Genomic DNA, 16,954 nt, shown 5'->3' on the forward strand with positions numbered 1-16,954 from the left:
CGCCTTGCAGACACCTCGACATACGCAGTGCCGCACGGCCCACGATACAACTTTGTAAACAAATTCACTATATTCATTACACTTGTTTCCAATCTGTGGTTCGGTACTCGAGTAGCCGAAAACAACATCGGGACAAAGGACCGAATGATGCGCACCTGCCTGACCGTGACCACCATCGCCCTCACTCTGGCGAGCTCGCTCGTCGCCTGCAGCAGCACGCCTCCAACGGACGGCCAAGAGTTCAGCTATGAAGGCAAATCCATCGAGATTGTCGTGGGCGTCGGCCCCGGCGGAACCATCGACACCACCGCCCGCCTACTGCAGAAGGAGCTCTCCGAGGCACTGCCGGGCACCCGGATCCAAGTGATCAACACCCCGGGCGGAGGCGGCATGGAAGCCGCGAACAACTTCACCCGACAACCTGCTCACGACGGAACCAGACTCATCCTGATGTCCCAGCACAACATCATGCCGATGGTGCTGGGGATAGACGACGCCCGCTACGGCTTCGACGACTTCGCTCCGCTGGTCCTCTTCCCGCGCGGCGCTTCGACCATCATGTCGTCGAACAAGACCGATCTGACCTCCCTTGATGCCTTCATGAAGGCAACCGACATCAAATTCGGCGGCATCAGTGTGGTGTCCGACGACCTACCGGCGCTGGTCGGTTTCGAGCTCATCGAGAAGCTCGACGATATCGACACGATTCTGGGGTTCGAGTCCGGATCGGCGACCCGACAGGATCTGATCGCCGGGGGCATCGACTTACGACGTGACGGCACAACAAATTACATCAACGAACTCCAGGACTCCACGATACCGCTGTATACCCACGGCGTCCCCGACGGTGATGGCGGTATCGCCCGCGACCCACTGCTGCCGGAGATTCCCCACGCCGGCGAGGTGTACGAGCAGACATTCGGACAACCACCGCAGGGCGAGGCCTGGAATGCGTTCACCTACCTTCTCGATGTGCTCGGCACGGGTGGCTACTTCCTTGCCGCCCACTCCGATGCGCCCCCCGGCGCGATCGAAGCACTCGACGCCGCGCTGTCGGAGATCTCGGCTGACGACAACTTCAATGCGCAGATCACCGACCTCTTCGGGCCCTACGAGCTCACCTACGGCGACGACGCCCGGGCGTGGGCCGACCAGATGAGCAGCGCTGGGGATGCAGAGCGGGTCTGGTTGACCCAGTTCCTCGCCGAGAACTTCCCCGAACAGTCCTGAGCCCATGATTGACGCCGCACTCAGCGCGCTTGCGCAACTGACTTCAATCGAAACCCTGGGCTACATGATGCTCGGCGTTCTCGTCGGCACCGTGGTGGGGATCATGCCCGGGATGGGCGGCATCGTCGGCGTCTCCCTGATGCTGCCGCTGATCTTCGGGATGGACCAGGCACACGGCATCGCCCTGCTCATCGGCCTGGTAGCGGTGACGAACACCAGCGAGGTATTTCCCTCGGTGCTGCTGGGCATTCCCGGCAGCGCCGGCGCCCAGGCCACCGTCATGGACGGCTATCCGCTGGCCCGCCGTGGCGAAGGAGCACGCGCACTGGCCGCCGGATTCACCTCTTCGATGCTGGGCGGGGTCATCGGCGCCGCCGCACTCTTTGTGATCATCGGCATGATTCAGCACATTCTGGGTTTTGTCGGCAATCCCGAACTACTCGCCTTGTCGATACTGGGGCTGGCCATCGTGGGGGTTCTGGTGCGCGGCGATATGGTGCTGGGCCTCATCGCCGCTCTGTTCGGGGTGGCACTCGGCACCATCGGCTCAGCACCGGCGGTGCTCGAATATCGCTACACCTTTGGCTGGATGTACCTCTTCGACGGGATTCCACTGGAGATCGTGGCGCTCGGGTTCTTCGCCATCCCGGAAGCCGTCGCCCTGCTGGTATCCCGCGGTTCCATCGCCAAGGGGGCCAAACTCGGCCGGGGTATCTGGCACGGCGTGCGGGACACCCTGCGGCACTGGACGATCGTGGTGCGCAGCGCACTGATCGGCGTAGGTATCGGCTCCATACCCGGCGTCAGCGGGACCGTTGTCGACTGGGTCGCCTACGGCGTGAACAAACAGTTGACCAAGACAGATCCGCAGTACGGCAACGGGGACATCCGCGGAGTCATCGCCCCGGAGAGCGCCAACAACTCCAAGGAAGGCGGCGCCCTGGTACCGACGCTGTCGCTGGGCATTCCCGGCAGCGGAACAACTGCCGTGCTGATGGGCGGGCTGATCCTGCTGGGCCTCACGCCCGGACCGGAGATGATCGCCAACGACCTGGACAAGGTACTGCTGATCGCCTGGGCGCTCGCTCTTGCCAACGTGGTGTCCACGGTCCTGTGTGTCGGCCTTTCGCATCCCATCAGCAAGATAACCCTGGTCCCCGGATACGTTCTCGGACCGATCATCTTGGTGTTCGCCTTTGGCCTCGCCTATCAGGCCTCATGGAATATCGGGGACCTGATCCTGCTGGCAGTTTTCGGGGCCATCGGAGTGATGTTGAAGGTGCTGCGCTGGCCGCGGGCGCCCATCATCATCGGCTTCGCGCTGGCGCCCAACATCGAACGCTACCTCCATCTGTCCATAAGTAGATACGGATACGAATGGGTGACCCGCCCAGTTGTTCTCGCGATCTTTGCGCTGATCCTGGTCCTGGTGTTCGGAGGAGCTCTTGCCCGCACGGTGCGCAGAAGCACCCGGCGCCCCGGAAGGGTCAAATCGTGAACGCGGTGCTCGAGACCCGATTGCGCCTGATCGTATGTGCTGTTGCACTGATCTTTGCGGCCACGTACACGGGCACCGCCCTGGGCTTCCGACAGCTGGCGATGTACGCACCGCTGGCGGTCGGCGCCGCCATGACGCTGCTGCTGGCACTCGCGGTGGCCCGCGAATCGTTGCGCCTGAGGAGTTTACGCCGGGGCGACGAAACGACCTTCGGGCGCAGCTTCGAGACCGCAAGCGACGCCGGCGAAGTAGAAGTGAACGGACCCACCCTGCTGTTGGTGGCAAAGTACGTCGGCTGGACGTTCTGCCTCGTCGCGGCGATCGCAGTGGCCGGCATCTACGTCGCGGCGGCGACCTTCCTGCTCCTGGTGATCCGATTCGATGCCGGCATGCGCTGGAGAACGTCCCTCTACATCACGATCGGCACCCTGGCGTTGATCGGAGCTCTACAACTTCTTGCCGGTATTCGTTGGCCCATGGGCCTTTTCGGCTGAACATTGTCCGCAGTAAAGGAGAAATGAATGGCAGAGAGAAACACGATCACCGAGGAGTTGGCGCACAGCGCCAGCTCCCTGAGGTACGAGGACCTGGGCCCGGCCACGGTGGCGGCCGCCAAGGGAGCAATCCTCGATCAGATCGGGGTGATGTTGGTAGGGCCAACAGTCGAATGGACCCGCGCCGGCCGGGAGCTGGCAATCGAAGGGCATTGCCGCCCGCAGGCCGGAATCGTCGGGACACCGGACCGGGTATCCCAGCTGGACGCCGCGATGGTCAACAGCATGTACGGCCATTGCTGTGAATACGACGACTCGGGGTACATGGGTTCCGCCCACCCCGGTGCGTTGACCGTCGGTCCCGCTCTGTCCGTGGCCGAAGCTCACGGCCGAAGCGGCAGAGACTTCCTCACCGCGGTCGTGGCCGGCTATGAAGTGCTGTACGTCCTGGGCCGTGGCATGACCCGGACGCTGCAGGCCATGGGCTATCACCCCCAGAGCTTCATCGGGACCTTCGGGGCCGCCACGGTCGCCGGGTGGCTGCTCGGCCTCGACGAGGGCCAGCTCACCCATGCTTTGTCCATCGCCGGTAGTCACTCCTCGGGGACTCAGGAATTCCAGCAACTGGGCGGCGACGTCAAGCGCTTCCACTCGGGGATGGCCGCACGCGGTGGCGTGGCTTCGGCACTGTTGGCGCAGAAGGGGATGACGGGCCCGGCCACCATCATCGAAGGCGATCGCGGCATCGGGCGCCTGACAGCCAGGATCGATGACGACGAGCTCGCCGAGATGCTGCGGGTTGCACGGACCCCGGTGACAGAATTTGCGGTCGAAAAGCGAATGCTCAAGTGGTATCCGGCAGTCGGTTCCTCGCAGACCGGAATCGAGGCGTTCCACATCCTGATGCGTGACCACGAGCTGGATGCCGACCGGATATCACGTGTCGACGTGCACATCAATCCTCACGCAATTCCCCACGGACCCGAAATCGACGCCATCGAGGATGCAGTGCAAGCCCAGTTCAGCCTGGCGTACAGCATCGCGGTGCGGGCGTTGTTCGGCAACAACGATATCGCGCACTATCTCGATCCTGAGTTGTGGACGGACAAACGAATTCTCGACTTCGGGCGGCGGGTCACCAAGATCCCGGAAGAGTCCTACGCCAGCGACAAGTCCGCTGCGGGCTGGGCCCGGTTCTGGGGTGCCCGGGTGCAAATCGTGCTCGACGACGGCACCGTGCTCGAGCACGAGGAGCAGTACCGGAAAGGATCGTCCTTGAATCCCGTTACCCCCGAGGAGCTTCGGTGGAAGTTCGACCGCCTTGCCGTCCCCGCTCTCGGCGCCTCCGTGGCCGCGGAGGTCGCCGACCTGGTAGCTGAGCTGGAGAATCTCGACAACGTGAACGACCTGGTCCGACTGCTGCAAGGAGCACAGCGATGAGCGAAATTCTGGTACAGGGCGGACGGGTGATCGATCCCGCCGACAACATCGATATCACCGGCGACGTGCTGATCCGTGATGGGGTCATCGCCGGGGTCGGCGAGACGTTGCACGCTTCCTCGGATGCCGAGATCCTCGACGCCCGTGGGAAGGTCGTGGTCCCTGGGCTGTTCGATATGCACGTCCACACCTATGTCGGTGTCGGACCGAGCGGTTTCGATGCCGACCTTCACTGCCTGCCCGCCGGCGTCACCACTGTCGCCGACGGCGGCAGCTCTGGCTCGGCCACCTACGCCGGCTTCCGGGACTACGTTCAGTTGAAAGCGCGCACCAGGACATATGCGTTCATCAACCTGTCGTACGTCGGCCTGGTCGGCGGCCGCCCCATGGGCGAGCTGTTGCACGATGACTGGATCGACGGTGACGGGGCGGTGGCTCTTGCCGCCGCACACCCGGACCTGATCCGCGGCATCAAGGTCCGGGTCGACGAGCGTGCTGTCGAGGATCGTGGGCACCTCGCCATGGCACACGCCCGCGACGCCGCAGCCAAAGCGGACCTGCCATTGATGGTCCATATCTGTGGATCTCGCCTTTCGCTGGCAGAGTTGCTCGCATACATGAAGCCCGGAGACATCATCACCCACATGATGACGGCCCGAGGTGAGGCAAATCTGCTCCGCGACGACAAATCGCTGCAGGCCGCGCGAGAGGCACGTGAGCGTGGGGTGATCTTCGATGTGGCACACGGCCGTAGCCACTTCCCCTGGGAATATGCCGAGCGGCTGCTCGAAGCAGACTTCTTACCCGACGTCATCTCGTCGGACCTGGCTGCCTGGTCGCTGGACAAACCTGTGGTGGATCTGGTCACCACGATGAACAAGTTTCTGCTGCTCGGGCTTCCGCTGCCCGAGGTCATCGCCGGCGTCACCTCGCGGCCTGCAGCTGTGCTCGGGGTGCAGGATGTGGTCGGCAACCTGCGGGCGGGGACCGAAGCCGATGTGACCGTGCTCGAATGGAGTGCAGCTCCTGTCGAGCTCTGGGACACCGACGGCCAGGCTCGGACCATGCCGAAGCCGCTGAAGGTCGCCGCGGTGTTCCGCGCAGGCAAGCGGGTGTGACCCCAGCCGGTTCTGCACTGGCCACCCAGGCGGCGCTCTTCCAGGCCGCCTGGGTGGCCATGCGGATCATGATGGTCTACCGCGCACTGGAAGCCGGAGCCGGTCCGGCATTCCTGGGCGCCCTGGCGTCGGTGTTCGCCTTCCCCGCGCTGGTCGCCGCACCCCGAATCGGCAGGTGGACCGGCAGATTCGGCGGTGCGCGGGTCTCTTTTGCAGGCCTGCTGGCACTGGCCGGCGGATGTCTGCTCGCGACCGTGACGCACGGGTTGGAGTGGCTGATGGTCGCGGCGGTGTGCACCGGGCTCGGTCATGTCGCCGTATCTGTCGGTCAGCAGGTCTATGTGGCGCACCGGAGTCGGCGCAGCTCCAGTGACACCGCATTCGCCTCGTTGACAGCTGCGGCGTCTTTGGGGCAGATGGCGGGCCCGTTGCTTGTTGTCCTGGCATCGTCGAGCGTCCTCGCGCGACTACCGGGCGAGCTGTCGGCGACCACGATGGGGCTGGCACTCGCGTCTCTCTGCGTGCTGATGGCCCTTCCCTTGGTCGCGGTCCTGGCTCCGCGAGACGCCGTCAACACGATGTCCTCCGCCGATCGCACCAAGCGGGTGCATTACCGCGACGTCCTGCACACCCGGCATCTGTGGCGCGCTCTGGCGGTGGGCACGGCCGTCAATGTGACGCTGGAACTCACCTACACATTTGTCCCCATCTGGGGGGTGGAGAACGGTATCGGTGCCGACGTCGTCGGATGGCTGCTGACGCTTCGCGGTGCCGTGTCCTTCGCGAGTCGCCTCGGCCTTGAAAGACTCGTACAGAAGCTGGGCCGAAAAGCGTTGTTGCTGATCGCGATCTCTGTCGGCATCGTGGCCCTGATCGGGCTGCCTCTCAGCGATGTCGCCGGGGGCGCCTGTGCGATGGTTGCACTCGGGGTGTGCCTCGGGATGCCCCAACCCCTGACCATGGCGTGGGTTGTCCAGATCACCGAACGACGCCACCATGGAGCCGCACTCGGCCTGCGTCTGAGCGTCAACAGACTTGCGCAAGTGACCATCCCAGCAGCCGTGGCAGGCTCGGCCGCCACAGTCGGCGTGGCGGGTGTGTTCTGGGCCAACGCCGCACTGTTGACCGCCGCGGCAGCGGTGGTGGTCAGATCAGACCCGGGGTGATCCCGCCACTCAGAGCTGAATACGCCCTTCGGCCGCAGCCAGACCGATGTCGGTGCGGAAATGGCTGCCGGGCAGCCGAATCGACTCGATGGTGGAGTAGGCCGCCGATCGGGCCTCGTTCAGATCGGCGCCGGTACCCACCACGGACAGCACCCGGCCACCCGAGGAGACGATCGCACCGTCATCGCGGGTGGCGGTCCCGGCATGCAGCACACCCGGGGTATCGGCACCGGTGATGACGTCACCCACCCGCGGACGGCCCGGATAGTTCTCCGCGGCGATCACCACGGTGACCGCAGAGCCGTCCCGCCAGTGCAACGGCCCGAACTCGGCCAGGGTGCCGGTGGCCGCCGCCGACAGCAGCCGGCCCAACGGCGATTCCAGCAGAGCCAACACCGCCTGGGTCTCGGGATCGCCGAAGCGGCAGTTGAATTCCACCACCGCCGGACCATTCGACGTCATCGCCAGCCCGGCGTACAACAGTCCCGAGAAGTGACTTCCCCGCGCAACCAGTTCCGCGGCAACCGGTTCGACGATCTCGGTGACGATCTGGGAGGTCGCCTCGGCAGACAACCAGGGCAACGGCGTGTAGGCGCCCATCCCCCCGGTGTTGGGTCCGGTGTCCCCGTCGCCGACCCGTTTGAAGTCCTGTGCCGGCAGCAACGGCACCACCGTTTCGCCGTCGACAACACAGAACAGCGACACCTCGGGGCCGTCCAGGAACGACTCGAGCAGCACCGGATGCCCGCCGTCGAGCAAACCGGCGGCATGCAATCGGGCGGCGTCGCGATCCGCAGTCACCACCACACCTTTACCGGCGGCCAGACCGTCGTCCTTGACCACCCAGGCCTGTTGACCGGCTGCCGGTCCGAACCGCTCCAGCGCAGCATCCAGGTGGGCCGGGTTGTCCACCACCTCGCTGATCGCGGTTCGCACGCCCGCCGCCGACATCACGTCCTTGGCGAAAGCCTTCGACCCTTCGATCCGGGCGGCGTCCTTCGACGGACCGAAGCAGGCGATACCGGCAGCCCGTACCGCATCGGCGACGCCCAGCACCAACGGCACTTCCGGCCCGATCACCACGAGGTCGGCACCGAATCGGCTCGCGAGTGCGATCACCGCCTCACCGGAGGCGATGTCGACGTCGAACTGCTGCGCCAGGGCGGCAGTGCCCGCATTGCCAGGGGCTATCGCCAAGGCTTCCACCTGCGGATCCCTTTTCAGGGCGAGCAGCAGGGCATGTTCACGAGCACCGGATCCGATCACGAGGACGCGCACGATTGCCCACCTTATCGGCTGCACATCCGCCGGCCCAACGTAGCCGGACTGAGGTCACTCGTCTCCGACGGTCTTCCCGGTGTGCATCCGCACCGCGTCGTTGACGTTGGCCCGCTTGTCGGCCCCGCCTCCCTTCTCAGCAGCCTTCTTGCGTTTGGCCGCGACGCGACCGACAACGCCGTTGAACCCGGAGCCGAGCGGAAAACCGACGTACTGGGTGAGGAACACCGCCATCTCCTTCAACTCGGCCTCGGTGAGCTCCTCGTTCTCCAATGCCGCATTGACCTGGACTTCGGCCAGGTCCGGCAACCCGAGCGCAGTGACCACCGACAAGGTCATCAGACGCTTGTCCCGCATCGACAGTCCGGGCCGGCTCCAGATCGATGCGAACAGGTGATCCACGGTCAGGTCGAAGTACGGGTCGCCTTCGATGTTCGGCATCTCCCAGGCGTAGACCTCGTTCATCTTCTCGAGGCCCTTGCGGCGCAGTTCGTCCATGCTCACTCCTTCGAAGAGTTGGTGTCGTCGCGGTGGGGCACGCCGAGCCCGGCGGCCAGATTCTGTAGCGCGATCTCCGCCAATGGCAGCCCCACCCCGGTGGCCGCACCGAGACCGAGCGCCAACCGCAGGTCTTTCTCCCCCAGCCCCCGGGTGTGGACAAACATGTCGTAGAGGAAGTGATCCGGCTGCAGCACCGCGGTGTCGTCTCGCACCATGATCGCGCCCGGTCCACCGCTGTGCGCATCGCTGTGGCGCACTACCCGGCCCAGCTTCTGCAGGTCGATGCCCGCCGCCTCGGCCAGCTGCTGCGCTTCAGCGGCGGCAGCAAAACCGATGAACGTCAGCATGTTGCGGGCCAGCTTCATCCGGGTTCCCGCTCCCGGCTCGCCGGCCCGAACCACCATCGACGCCCACTTCTTGAACACCGGCTTGACGATGCCGTAGGCCTGCTCGTCGGCGCCGACCATGACGGCCAATTCACCCTTGTCGGCCGCTGCGGCGCCACCGCTGACCGGCGCATCGACGATGTGAATTCCCAGGGGCTGCAGCTGCTGGGCAAGCTGCGCGGCCGTATCCGGCTCGATCGTCGAATGGATGGCGATGACGGTGCCGGCAGCGGCATGTTCGGCAAGCGCTGCGACCACGTCACGCACCTGCTTGTCGGTGAGCACCGTGACGCTGATGACGTCGGCCTGTGCGACGTCGGCGACACTGTCGGCGAGCATGGCTCCGAGTTCGGCAAGCGGGGTCATCGCCTCGACCCGGGTATCGAAGACGACCAGGCCGCCGGGCCAGTCGGCGAGCCGCTTGGCCATCGGCGCACCCTGGTTACCCAAGCCGATGTATCCCAGCCGCAGATCACCGCTCATGATCGGATGATCTGTCCGCCATCGACATTGAAGATCTGCCCGGTGATCCACTTCGCCTGGTCCGAGAGCAGGAACAGACACATGCCCACCAGGTCCTCGGGCTCCCCCATCCGGGACAACGGGATTCCCTTGACGATATCGGCGACCATTTCCTGCGGCGTGGTGGCCCGGTTGGCCTCGGTGTCGATGGGTCCGGGGGCGATCGCGTTGACCCGGATGTTCTGCCCACCGAGTTCGGTGGCCAACTGCTGGGTCAGGCCGTTGATCCCGACTTTGGCCAGACCGTAGAAGTTCGAGTACATCCAGGCTGCGGTGGAGGATTGATTCACGATCGCACCACCACCCCGCTTGGCCATCTTGCGGTACACCGCGCGGGTGCACACCAGCGCCCCGTCGAGGTTCACGCTCATGAACTTCTTGTAGTAGTCCCAGTCGACGGTGATCAGGAAGTCCAGTTTCATGCCGCCGAAGATGGCGGCGTTGTTCACCAGGTAGTCGATTCCACCGAACTCCGAGAGCGTCTGCGCGGCCATCTCTTTGGCCGATTCCGGATCGGACACATCGACCCGCAAGGCCAGTGCGGTGCCACCCTCGCCCTTGATTCCGTCGGCGACCTTCTGCGCGCCTTCGACGTTGATATCGGCGACCACCACCGCCGCGCCCTCTCGCGCGAGCGACTCGGCGTAAGCCTGGCCGATACCGCCGCCTGCGCCGGTGACGATCGCCACCTTCTCCGTGAACTGATCTCCGTAAAGCCCCATGTCACCCTCCTCGATTAGAAGTCGTATTTCAATTGATAGCGGTGGCAATGAGTTTCGTCTCGAGGTACTCCTCGAACCCGGCCACTCCCATTTCGCGGCCGATGCCGGACTGTTTGTACCCCCCGAACGGCGCATCCGCGGAGTACCAGACCCCGCCGTTGACGTTGACCGTGCCGGTACGCAACCGGGCTGCCACCGCCTGGGCGCGGGCATCGTCACCCGAATACACCGTGGCCGACAACCCGTAGGGCGAATCGTTGGCGATCCGCACCGCGTCATCATCACCATCGTGGGCTAGGACCACCAGCACGGGACCGAAGATCTCCTCGCGCGCCACTCGGGCGTCGTTGGTCAGGCCGGAGACCACCGTCGGCTCGATGAAGAACCCGGTATCACGGTCCACCGGACGCCCTCCACCACAGGCGAATTCACCGCCTTCGGCGATCGCGAGGTCCAGGTAGCCCTGGATGCGGTCGCGTTGGCGCGCCGAGATCACCGGTCCGCACACGGTGCGCTTGCTGGTCGGGTCGCCGGGCACCATCGCGCCCATCGTGGCCGCGGCGGCAGCCACCGCCTCGTCGTACTTGGCGCGGGGCACCACCAACCTGGTGGTGATCGCGCACCCCTGGCCGGCGTGCATGGCCGCGGTGAATGCCGACACCGAGCACGCCAGGCCCAGATCGGCGTCGTCGAGGACCAGGAATGCGGACTTGCCGCCCAGTTCCAGGAACACCTTCTTGATGGTCGCGGCCCCGTCGGTCATCACGGCACGACCGGTGGCCGTCGACCCGGTGAACGAAACCATATCCACCCGCGGATCTTTCGACAGCAACGCACCGACGGCGTGATCGCTGGAGGTGACGATGTTGACCACACCGGGCGGGATGTCGGTGTGTTCGGCGATGATCTGACCGACCGCGGCGGCACACCACGGGGTGTCCGGCGCCGGTTTGAGCACGACGGTGTTTCCCGCCGCCAGGGCGGGGCCCAGTTTGGCGAAGTTGATCTGGTGCGGGAAGTTCCACGGCGTGATCGCCCCGACAACTCCCACCGCTTCCCGCGCCACGGTGCGCCTGGTCGGAATGCCCTGCGGCGTCGCATCTTCGAGATCCCGGCGCCACGGGTAACCCTCGGCGGTATCCGCGCAGAACGCCAGGTCGTCGATGGGGCCCTCCAGTTGAGCGCCAGAGGTCAGCATCAGCGGCGCCCCGACTTCGGCGATCGTCAGTTCCCGCAGCTCCTCGACGTGGGACTGCAACGCCTCACGCAGTTGCCGGAGCCCGCGCACGCGCAATGCGGTGTTGACCGACCAGTCGGTGTCGTCGAAGGCCCGGCGCGCTGCGCCGATGGCTCGTTCCATGTCCTCGATATCGGCATCGGCGGCGAGCCCGAGCACCTCCTCGGTGGCCGGGTTGACCGTGGGGAACGTCCCCGCACTCCCGGCGACCAGCTTGCCGTCGATCAACAGATCGCTGGATCCACCAGCCAGTAATCCCATCGGTGGCTCCTGAGTGAAGTTGCTGCCCACATGTTGGACAAGTGTCTGATCAAGGTCGATCCGAACATAGCTTCCGGCCGCCCCCGATGGCAAGAGTGCAGGGACATCCCCGCCCAGTGCGCCGATAAATGCCAGGTTGAAGTGGCCTTTTCGAGTTGACACTTGCCCACCGCGGGCCACCTCAGCTAGCTTGGACATGTGTCCAGCGATGCCTTGGTGGCGGTCACCCCAACTCACGGCGAAGTTCCACGCAACCGCCGCCAAGAGGAGACCTTCCGCAAGGTGCTGACCGCCGGGGTGGAGATGCTGCGCGAATCCTCGTATGCCGACCTGACGGTGCGCGCCGTCGCCAAGCGCGCCCAGGTGGCTCCGGCCACCGCCTACACCTACTTCTCCTCGAAGAACCATCTGATCGCCGAGGTCTACCTCGACCTGATCAAACAGGTGCCGTACTTCACCGATGTCAACGTCCCCATGCCGGAGCGGGTGGACAACGTGCTGCGGGCACTGGCGCTGGTGGTCGCCGACGAACCGGAGGTCGCCGCGGCGTGCACAACCGCACTGCTGTCGGGCAACGATCCGACGGTCAAGACCGCACGTGACCGGATCGGGACCGAGATACACCACCGGGTGACCTCAGCCATCGGCCCGGACGCCGATCACCGTGCGGTCGCGGCATTGGAGATGTCCTTCTTCGGCGCCCTCGTCCAGGCCGGCAGCGGCGCGTTCACCTACCAGCAGATCGTCAATCGGCTGACCTATGTCGTCGGCCTCGTCCTGGGAGAACCCCCAGTCTTGGGAGAAATATGACCGTTTCCGCCGAGAACGACCGCACACGGGCCCTTCTGGATCCGTACGACTACCACTTCCACGAAGACCCGTATCCCTATTACCGACGGCTGCGCGACGAGGCGCCGCTGTACCGCAACGACGAGCTCGGGTTCTGGGCAGTGTCGCGGCACGCCGACGTACTGGCAGGTTTTCGCAACAGCACCTCGCTGTCGAACAAGTTCGGGGTGTCGCTGGATCCCGCATCGCGCGGACCCCACGCGTCGAAAACCATGTCCTTTCTCGCCATGGACGACCCCGCCCACCTGCGACTGCGGACGCTGGTCTCCAAAGGCTTCACGCCCAGGCGTATTCGCGAGCTGGAACCTCGGGTGACCGAGATCGCCGTCGCCCACTTGGACACCATGCTCGACAAAGCGCGCTCCGGTGAGACCGTCGACTACGTCGACGAGTTCGCCGGCAAGCTGCCCATGGACGTCATCTCCGAACTGATGGGTGTCCCCGACGCCGACCGCGCCCGGGTGCGCGCCTGGGCGGATGCGGTGATGCACCGCGAGCAAGGTGTCACCGACGTCCCGGACTCGGCGATCGAGGCGTCGTTCAACCTGATCATCTACTACCAGGAGATGGTCGCCGAGCGCCGCAAGAAGCCGTCGGACGACCTGACCTCCGCGCTCCTGGAAGCCGAGATCGACGGAGACCGGCTGACCGAGGACGAGATCCTCGGCTTCATGTTCCTGATGGTGATCGCGGGCAACGAGACGACCACCAAACTGCTTGCAAATGCAGCATTCTGGGGTCACCACAACCCCGACCAACTGGCGCCGGTCTACGACGACCTGGACCGGGTGCCGCTGTGGGTGGAGGAGACGCTGCGCTACGACACCTCGAGCCAGATCCTGGCCAGGACGGTATCGGGCGAGCTGACGCTCTATGACACCACCATCCCGGACGGTGACGTGCTGTTGTTGCTTCCAGGGTCCGCCCACCGTGACGAGCGCGTCTTCGACAATCCGGACGACTACCTCATCGGGCGCGAAATCGGTTCGAAATTACAGAGTTTCGGTAGCGGCGCACACTTCTGCCTGGGCGCGCATCTGGCGCGCATGGAGGCAAGGGTGGCGCTGGCCGAGTTGTTGAAGCGAATCCGCGGGTACGAGGTCGATGAGGCCAACGTCGTCCGCGTCCACTCCAGCAATGTCCGTGGCTTCGCACACCTGCCCATCACTGTCGAGATCCGCTGAAAGGTCCGAGCCTTCGATGCCCCGTTTCGCACCACTTCCCGACCGCCGACCCGCGATCGTCGCCGGCGCTTCATCCGGCATCGGAGAGGCCACCGCCATCGAACTGGCCCGGCGCGGCTTCCCCGTCGCGCTGGGCGCCCGGCGTGTCCAGAAACTCGACGATCTGGTCGGCAAGATCAACGCCGACGGCGGTGAGGCCGTCGGCTTCAATCTCGACGTCACCGATCCGAGCTCAGTGAAATCCTTTGTCGCCCAGTCTGTAGCCGCCCTGGGCGAGATCGAGGTGCTGGTCGCCGGCGCCGGCGACACGTATTTCGGCAAGCTGGCCGAGATCACCAGCGACGAGTTCGACTCCCAGCTGCAGATCCACCTCGTCGGCGCCAACCGGCTGGCCGCCGCGGTGTTGCCGGGGATGCTGGAGCGTCAGCGCGGGGATCTGATCTTTGTCGGTTCCGATGTCGCGCTGCGGCAACGCCCACACATGGGCGCATACGGTGCCGCCAAAGCCGCGCTGGTGGCCATGGTGAACAACTTCCAGATGGAACTCGAAGGCACCGGGGTACGGGCATCGATCGTCCACCCGGGCCCCACCAAGACCTCGATGGGTTGGAGCCTGCCCGCCGAGAAGATCGGCCCCGCCCTGCAGGACTGGGCCAAATGGGGCCAGGCCCGCCACGACTACTTCCTGCGGGCGTCCGACCTGGCACGCGCCATCACGTTTGTCGCCGAAACACCGCGCGGCGGCTTCATCGCCAACATGGAGCTGCAGCCCGAAGCCCCGCTGAACGAAGTCCAGGACCGGCAGAAGCTCGCGCTGGGCGACGGAGGGATGCCGGAGCAGTGACGGAACTGAAAGAGGTACAGCGGGTCTCGGGTGGCGAGGCGCAGGAGCACGGCCACCTGGAGGAGTTCCGCACCGACCCGATCGGGCTGATGTGGCGGATCCGCAACGAATGCGGGGACGCCGGCTGGTTCCAGCTCGCCGACAAGCAGGTCATAATGCTCTCGGGCTCGGAAGCGAATGAGTTCTTCTTCCGGTCCACCGACAGCGAACTCAACCAGGCCGAGGCCTACCCGTTCATGACGCCGATCTTCGGCGAGGGCGTGGTCTTCGACGCCGACCCCGAGCGTCGGGCCGAGATGCTGCACAACACCGCGCTGCGCGGTGAGCAGATGAAGGGCCACGCCGCCACCATCGAGAACGAAGTCCGCCGGATGACCGAGAACTGGGGTGACTCGGGAGAGATCGATCTACTGGAGTTCTTCGCCGAGCTGACCATCTACACCTCGACGGCCTGTCTCATCGGATTGAAGTTCCGCAACCAGCTCGACTCGCGGTTCGCGAACTACTACCACCTGCTCGAGCGCGGCACCGATCCGCTCTGCTACGTCGACCCGTACCTGCCCATCGAGAGCTTCCGCATCCGTGACGAGGCCCGGGCCAACCTGGTCGAGCTGGTGCGAGAGGTGATGGACGAACGCATCGCCAACCCACCCACCGACAAGAGCGATCGTGACCTGCTCGACGTCCTGGTCTCGATCAAGGACGAGGACGGCAATCCGCGCTTCACTGCCAACGAGGTGACCGGCATGTTCATCTCGCTGATGTTCGCCGGTCACCACACCAGCTCGGGCACGTCGTCGTGGACGCTCATCGAACTGCTGCGCAACCCCGACTTCTACGCCAAGGTCCAGAACGAACTCGACGAGCTGTACGCCGACGGCCAGGAGGTGAGTTTCCATGCGCTGCGCCAGATCCCGAATCTGGACAATGCCCTCAAGGAGACCCTGCGCCTGCATCCGCCGCTGATCATCCTGATGCGGGTCGCGCAGGACGAGTTCGAGGTAGCCGGTCATCCGATCCACCAGGGCCAGATGGTGGCCGCCTCGCCGGCGATCTCCAACCGGATCCCCGAGGACTTCCCCGACCCGGACGCCTTCGACCCGGACCGCTACAACAAGCCGCGCCAGGAAGACCTGATCAACCGGTGGACCTGGATCCCGTTCGGCGCCGGAAAACATCGCTGTGTGGGCGCCGCCTTCGCCCAGATGCAGATCAAGGCCATCTTCTCGGTTCTCCTTCGTGAGTACAAATTCGAGATGGCCCAGCCGCCGGAGAGCTACCGCAACGACCACTCGAAGATGGTCGTACAGCTGGCCCGCCCGGCAAAGGTCCGTTACCGCAGGCGGGCCTACGGCGGGCAGGAGCGCAGCGACCCGGGTATCGACAGGGCCTGAGATGGGTTGCTACCGCATCGAACTCGACGAGGACCTGTGCCAGGGCCACGCCATGTGCGAATTGGAGGCCCCGGATGTGTTCAAGGTGCCCAAGCGTGGCGTCGTCGAGATCCTGGACCCCGAACCCCCCGACGAACTCCGCGATGCCGTGGAGATGGCTGTTGATATGTGTCCCACGCGAGCCCTGTCACTGATCGAAAAAACCTAGAAAGGCACCACAATGACCTCATCTTCCAAACGCGAGGCACTCGAGAACTGGGTCCAGCGCTGGCACGAGGCCAACCGGGAGGCCGAGCGGGCCGGCGACTGGAAGCCGCTGGCAGAGTTCTACACCGAGGACGCGACCTATGGCTGGAACATCGGCCCCAAGGAAGATGTCATGTGCACCAGTAAGGACGAGATCCGCGATGTTGCACTCGGCTTGGAGATGGAAGGCCTGGAGAACTGGGTCTACGAGTATCAGAAGACGCTGATCGATGAAAAGCAGAACGAGATCGTCGGGTTCTGGAAGCAGATCGCGAACAAGAGCGATGGCAGTCGCGATGAGATCTACGGTATCGGCGGCAGCTGGTTCCGGCTCAACGATCAGCTGCTGATCGAATGGCAGCGTGATTTCTTCGATTTCGGCCACGTGCAGACGGCCTTCATGAAGCTCATCGAGTCCGGTGACCTCACCCCGACCATGCAGAAACGCATCGAGCGTTCGATCGCCGGCGAGAAGCTGCCCGGCTACTACCCCCTGGGGCAGGCGCCCGTCCCGATCTGGTGACGCGAGCGAGTGAAGCTTGACACCCGTCGAGATCAGATGAGACCTTCGTCACAGGGGTTTT

Annotated in this window: 17 protein-coding genes; 12 read left to right on the forward strand and 5 right to left on the reverse strand. The window is 64.8% G+C overall.

Features of this window, described 5'->3' with window-relative positions:
• Window positions 1-147: 147 nt before the first annotated feature.
• The 6 genes from WBB07_RS25005 to WBB07_RS25030 are packed head-to-tail and all read left to right on the forward strand — an operon-like array spanning window position 148 to window position 6,946.
• Window positions 148-1,230 carry a type 2 periplasmic-binding domain-containing protein gene (locus tag WBB07_RS25005; RefSeq protein WP_526311642.1) on the forward strand — a complete coding sequence of 361 codons (1,083 nt, stop codon included), beginning with the start codon at window positions 148-150 and terminating at the stop codon, window positions 1,228-1,230.
• Window positions 1,231-1,234: 4 nt separating this feature from the next.
• Window positions 1,235-2,728 carry a tripartite tricarboxylate transporter permease gene (locus tag WBB07_RS25010; RefSeq protein WP_526311644.1) on the forward strand — a complete coding sequence of 498 codons (1,494 nt, stop codon included), beginning with the start codon at window positions 1,235-1,237 and terminating at the stop codon, window positions 2,726-2,728.
• Window positions 2,725-3,222, forward strand: a complete 498-nt coding sequence (locus WBB07_RS25015; protein WP_526311646.1) for a hypothetical protein — start codon at window positions 2,725-2,727, stop codon at window positions 3,220-3,222. Before WBB07_RS25010 ends, WBB07_RS25015 begins: the two co-directional genes overlap by 4 nt.
• A 27-nt stretch (window positions 3,223-3,249) precedes the next feature.
• Window positions 3,250-4,662: an MmgE/PrpD family protein gene (locus WBB07_RS25020; protein WP_526311648.1), complete on the forward strand. Its 1,413-nt coding sequence runs from the start codon at window positions 3,250-3,252 to the stop codon at window positions 4,660-4,662.
• The gene (locus tag WBB07_RS25025; RefSeq protein WP_526311650.1) at window positions 4,659-5,780 is read left to right on the forward strand and encodes an amidohydrolase family protein; all 1,122 of its coding nucleotides are present in this window, start codon (window positions 4,659-4,661) and stop codon (window positions 5,778-5,780) included. Before WBB07_RS25020 ends, WBB07_RS25025 begins: the two co-directional genes overlap by 4 nt.
• Window positions 5,777-6,946: an MFS transporter gene (locus tag WBB07_RS25030; RefSeq protein ID WP_526311652.1), complete on the forward strand. Its 1,170-nt coding sequence runs from the start codon at window positions 5,777-5,779 to the stop codon at window positions 6,944-6,946. Before WBB07_RS25025 ends, WBB07_RS25030 begins: the two co-directional genes overlap by 4 nt.
• A gap of 9 nt (window positions 6,947-6,955) precedes the next feature.
• On the opposite strand, the gene purD is transcribed toward WBB07_RS25030, so the two are convergent.
• The 5 genes from purD to WBB07_RS25055 are packed head-to-tail and all read right to left on the reverse strand — an operon-like array spanning window position 6,956 to window position 11,853.
• Window positions 6,956-8,224 carry a phosphoribosylamine--glycine ligase gene (gene purD, locus WBB07_RS25035; protein ID WP_526311654.1) on the reverse strand — a complete coding sequence of 423 codons (1,269 nt, stop codon included), beginning with the start codon at window positions 8,222-8,224 and terminating at the stop codon, window positions 6,956-6,958.
• A gap of 54 nt (window positions 8,225-8,278) precedes the next feature.
• Window positions 8,279-8,722 carry a carboxymuconolactone decarboxylase family protein gene (locus tag WBB07_RS25040; RefSeq protein ID WP_526311656.1) on the reverse strand — a complete coding sequence of 148 codons (444 nt, stop codon included), beginning with the start codon at window positions 8,720-8,722 and terminating at the stop codon, window positions 8,279-8,281.
• A 2-nt stretch (window positions 8,723-8,724) separates the two neighbouring features.
• The gene (locus WBB07_RS25045; RefSeq protein WP_526311658.1) at window positions 8,725-9,594 is read right to left on the reverse strand and encodes an NAD(P)-dependent oxidoreductase; all 870 of its coding nucleotides are present in this window, start codon (window positions 9,592-9,594) and stop codon (window positions 8,725-8,727) included.
• Window positions 9,591-10,355 carry an SDR family oxidoreductase gene (locus tag WBB07_RS25050; protein ID WP_526311660.1) on the reverse strand — a complete coding sequence of 255 codons (765 nt, stop codon included), beginning with the start codon at window positions 10,353-10,355 and terminating at the stop codon, window positions 9,591-9,593. Before WBB07_RS25050 ends, WBB07_RS25045 begins: the two co-directional genes overlap by 4 nt.
• A gap of 28 nt (window positions 10,356-10,383) precedes the next feature.
• Complete coding sequence (locus WBB07_RS25055; RefSeq protein WP_526311662.1) at window positions 10,384-11,853, reverse strand: aldehyde dehydrogenase; 1,470 nt, start codon at window positions 11,851-11,853, stop codon at window positions 10,384-10,386.
• 198 nt (window positions 11,854-12,051) lie between these two features.
• Here WBB07_RS25055 and WBB07_RS25060 point away from each other — a divergent pair, with 198 nt between their 5' ends.
• From WBB07_RS25060 to WBB07_RS25085, 6 genes are read left to right on the forward strand one after another with little or no spacing between them, the layout of a single operon-like run.
• Window positions 12,052-12,663 (forward strand): TetR/AcrR family transcriptional regulator, encoded by a 612-nt coding sequence (locus WBB07_RS25060; protein ID WP_526311664.1) that lies wholly within the window; start codon window positions 12,052-12,054, stop codon window positions 12,661-12,663.
• Complete coding sequence (locus WBB07_RS25065) at window positions 12,660-13,886, forward strand: cytochrome P450 (RefSeq protein WP_526311666.1); 1,227 nt, start codon at window positions 12,660-12,662, stop codon at window positions 13,884-13,886. Before WBB07_RS25060 ends, WBB07_RS25065 begins: the two co-directional genes overlap by 4 nt.
• Before the next feature lie 16 nt (window positions 13,887-13,902).
• Window positions 13,903-14,730, forward strand: a complete 828-nt coding sequence (locus WBB07_RS25070; RefSeq protein ID WP_526311668.1) for an SDR family oxidoreductase — start codon at window positions 13,903-13,905, stop codon at window positions 14,728-14,730.
• 5 nt (window positions 14,731-14,735) lie between these two features.
• Window positions 14,736-16,124 (forward strand): lanosterol 14-alpha demethylase, encoded by a 1,389-nt coding sequence (cyp51, locus tag WBB07_RS25075; RefSeq protein ID WP_526311705.1) that lies wholly within the window; start codon window positions 14,736-14,738, stop codon window positions 16,122-16,124.
• Window position 16,125: 1 nt separating this feature from the next.
• Entirely contained in the window at window positions 16,126-16,332 is a 207-nt protein-coding gene (locus WBB07_RS25080; protein ID WP_526311669.1) for a ferredoxin, read from the forward strand.
• 12 nt (window positions 16,333-16,344) lie between these two features.
• Complete coding sequence (locus WBB07_RS25085) at window positions 16,345-16,893, forward strand: nuclear transport factor 2-like protein (protein ID WP_526311671.1); 549 nt, start codon at window positions 16,345-16,347, stop codon at window positions 16,891-16,893.
• The last annotated feature ends 61 nt before the right edge of the window (window positions 16,894-16,954 follow it).

The sequence above is a fragment of the Mycobacterium sp. genome, assembly GCF_049647605.1.
In the GTDB taxonomy this organism is placed as follows: Bacteria; Actinomycetota; Actinomycetes; order Mycobacteriales; family Mycobacteriaceae; genus Mycobacterium.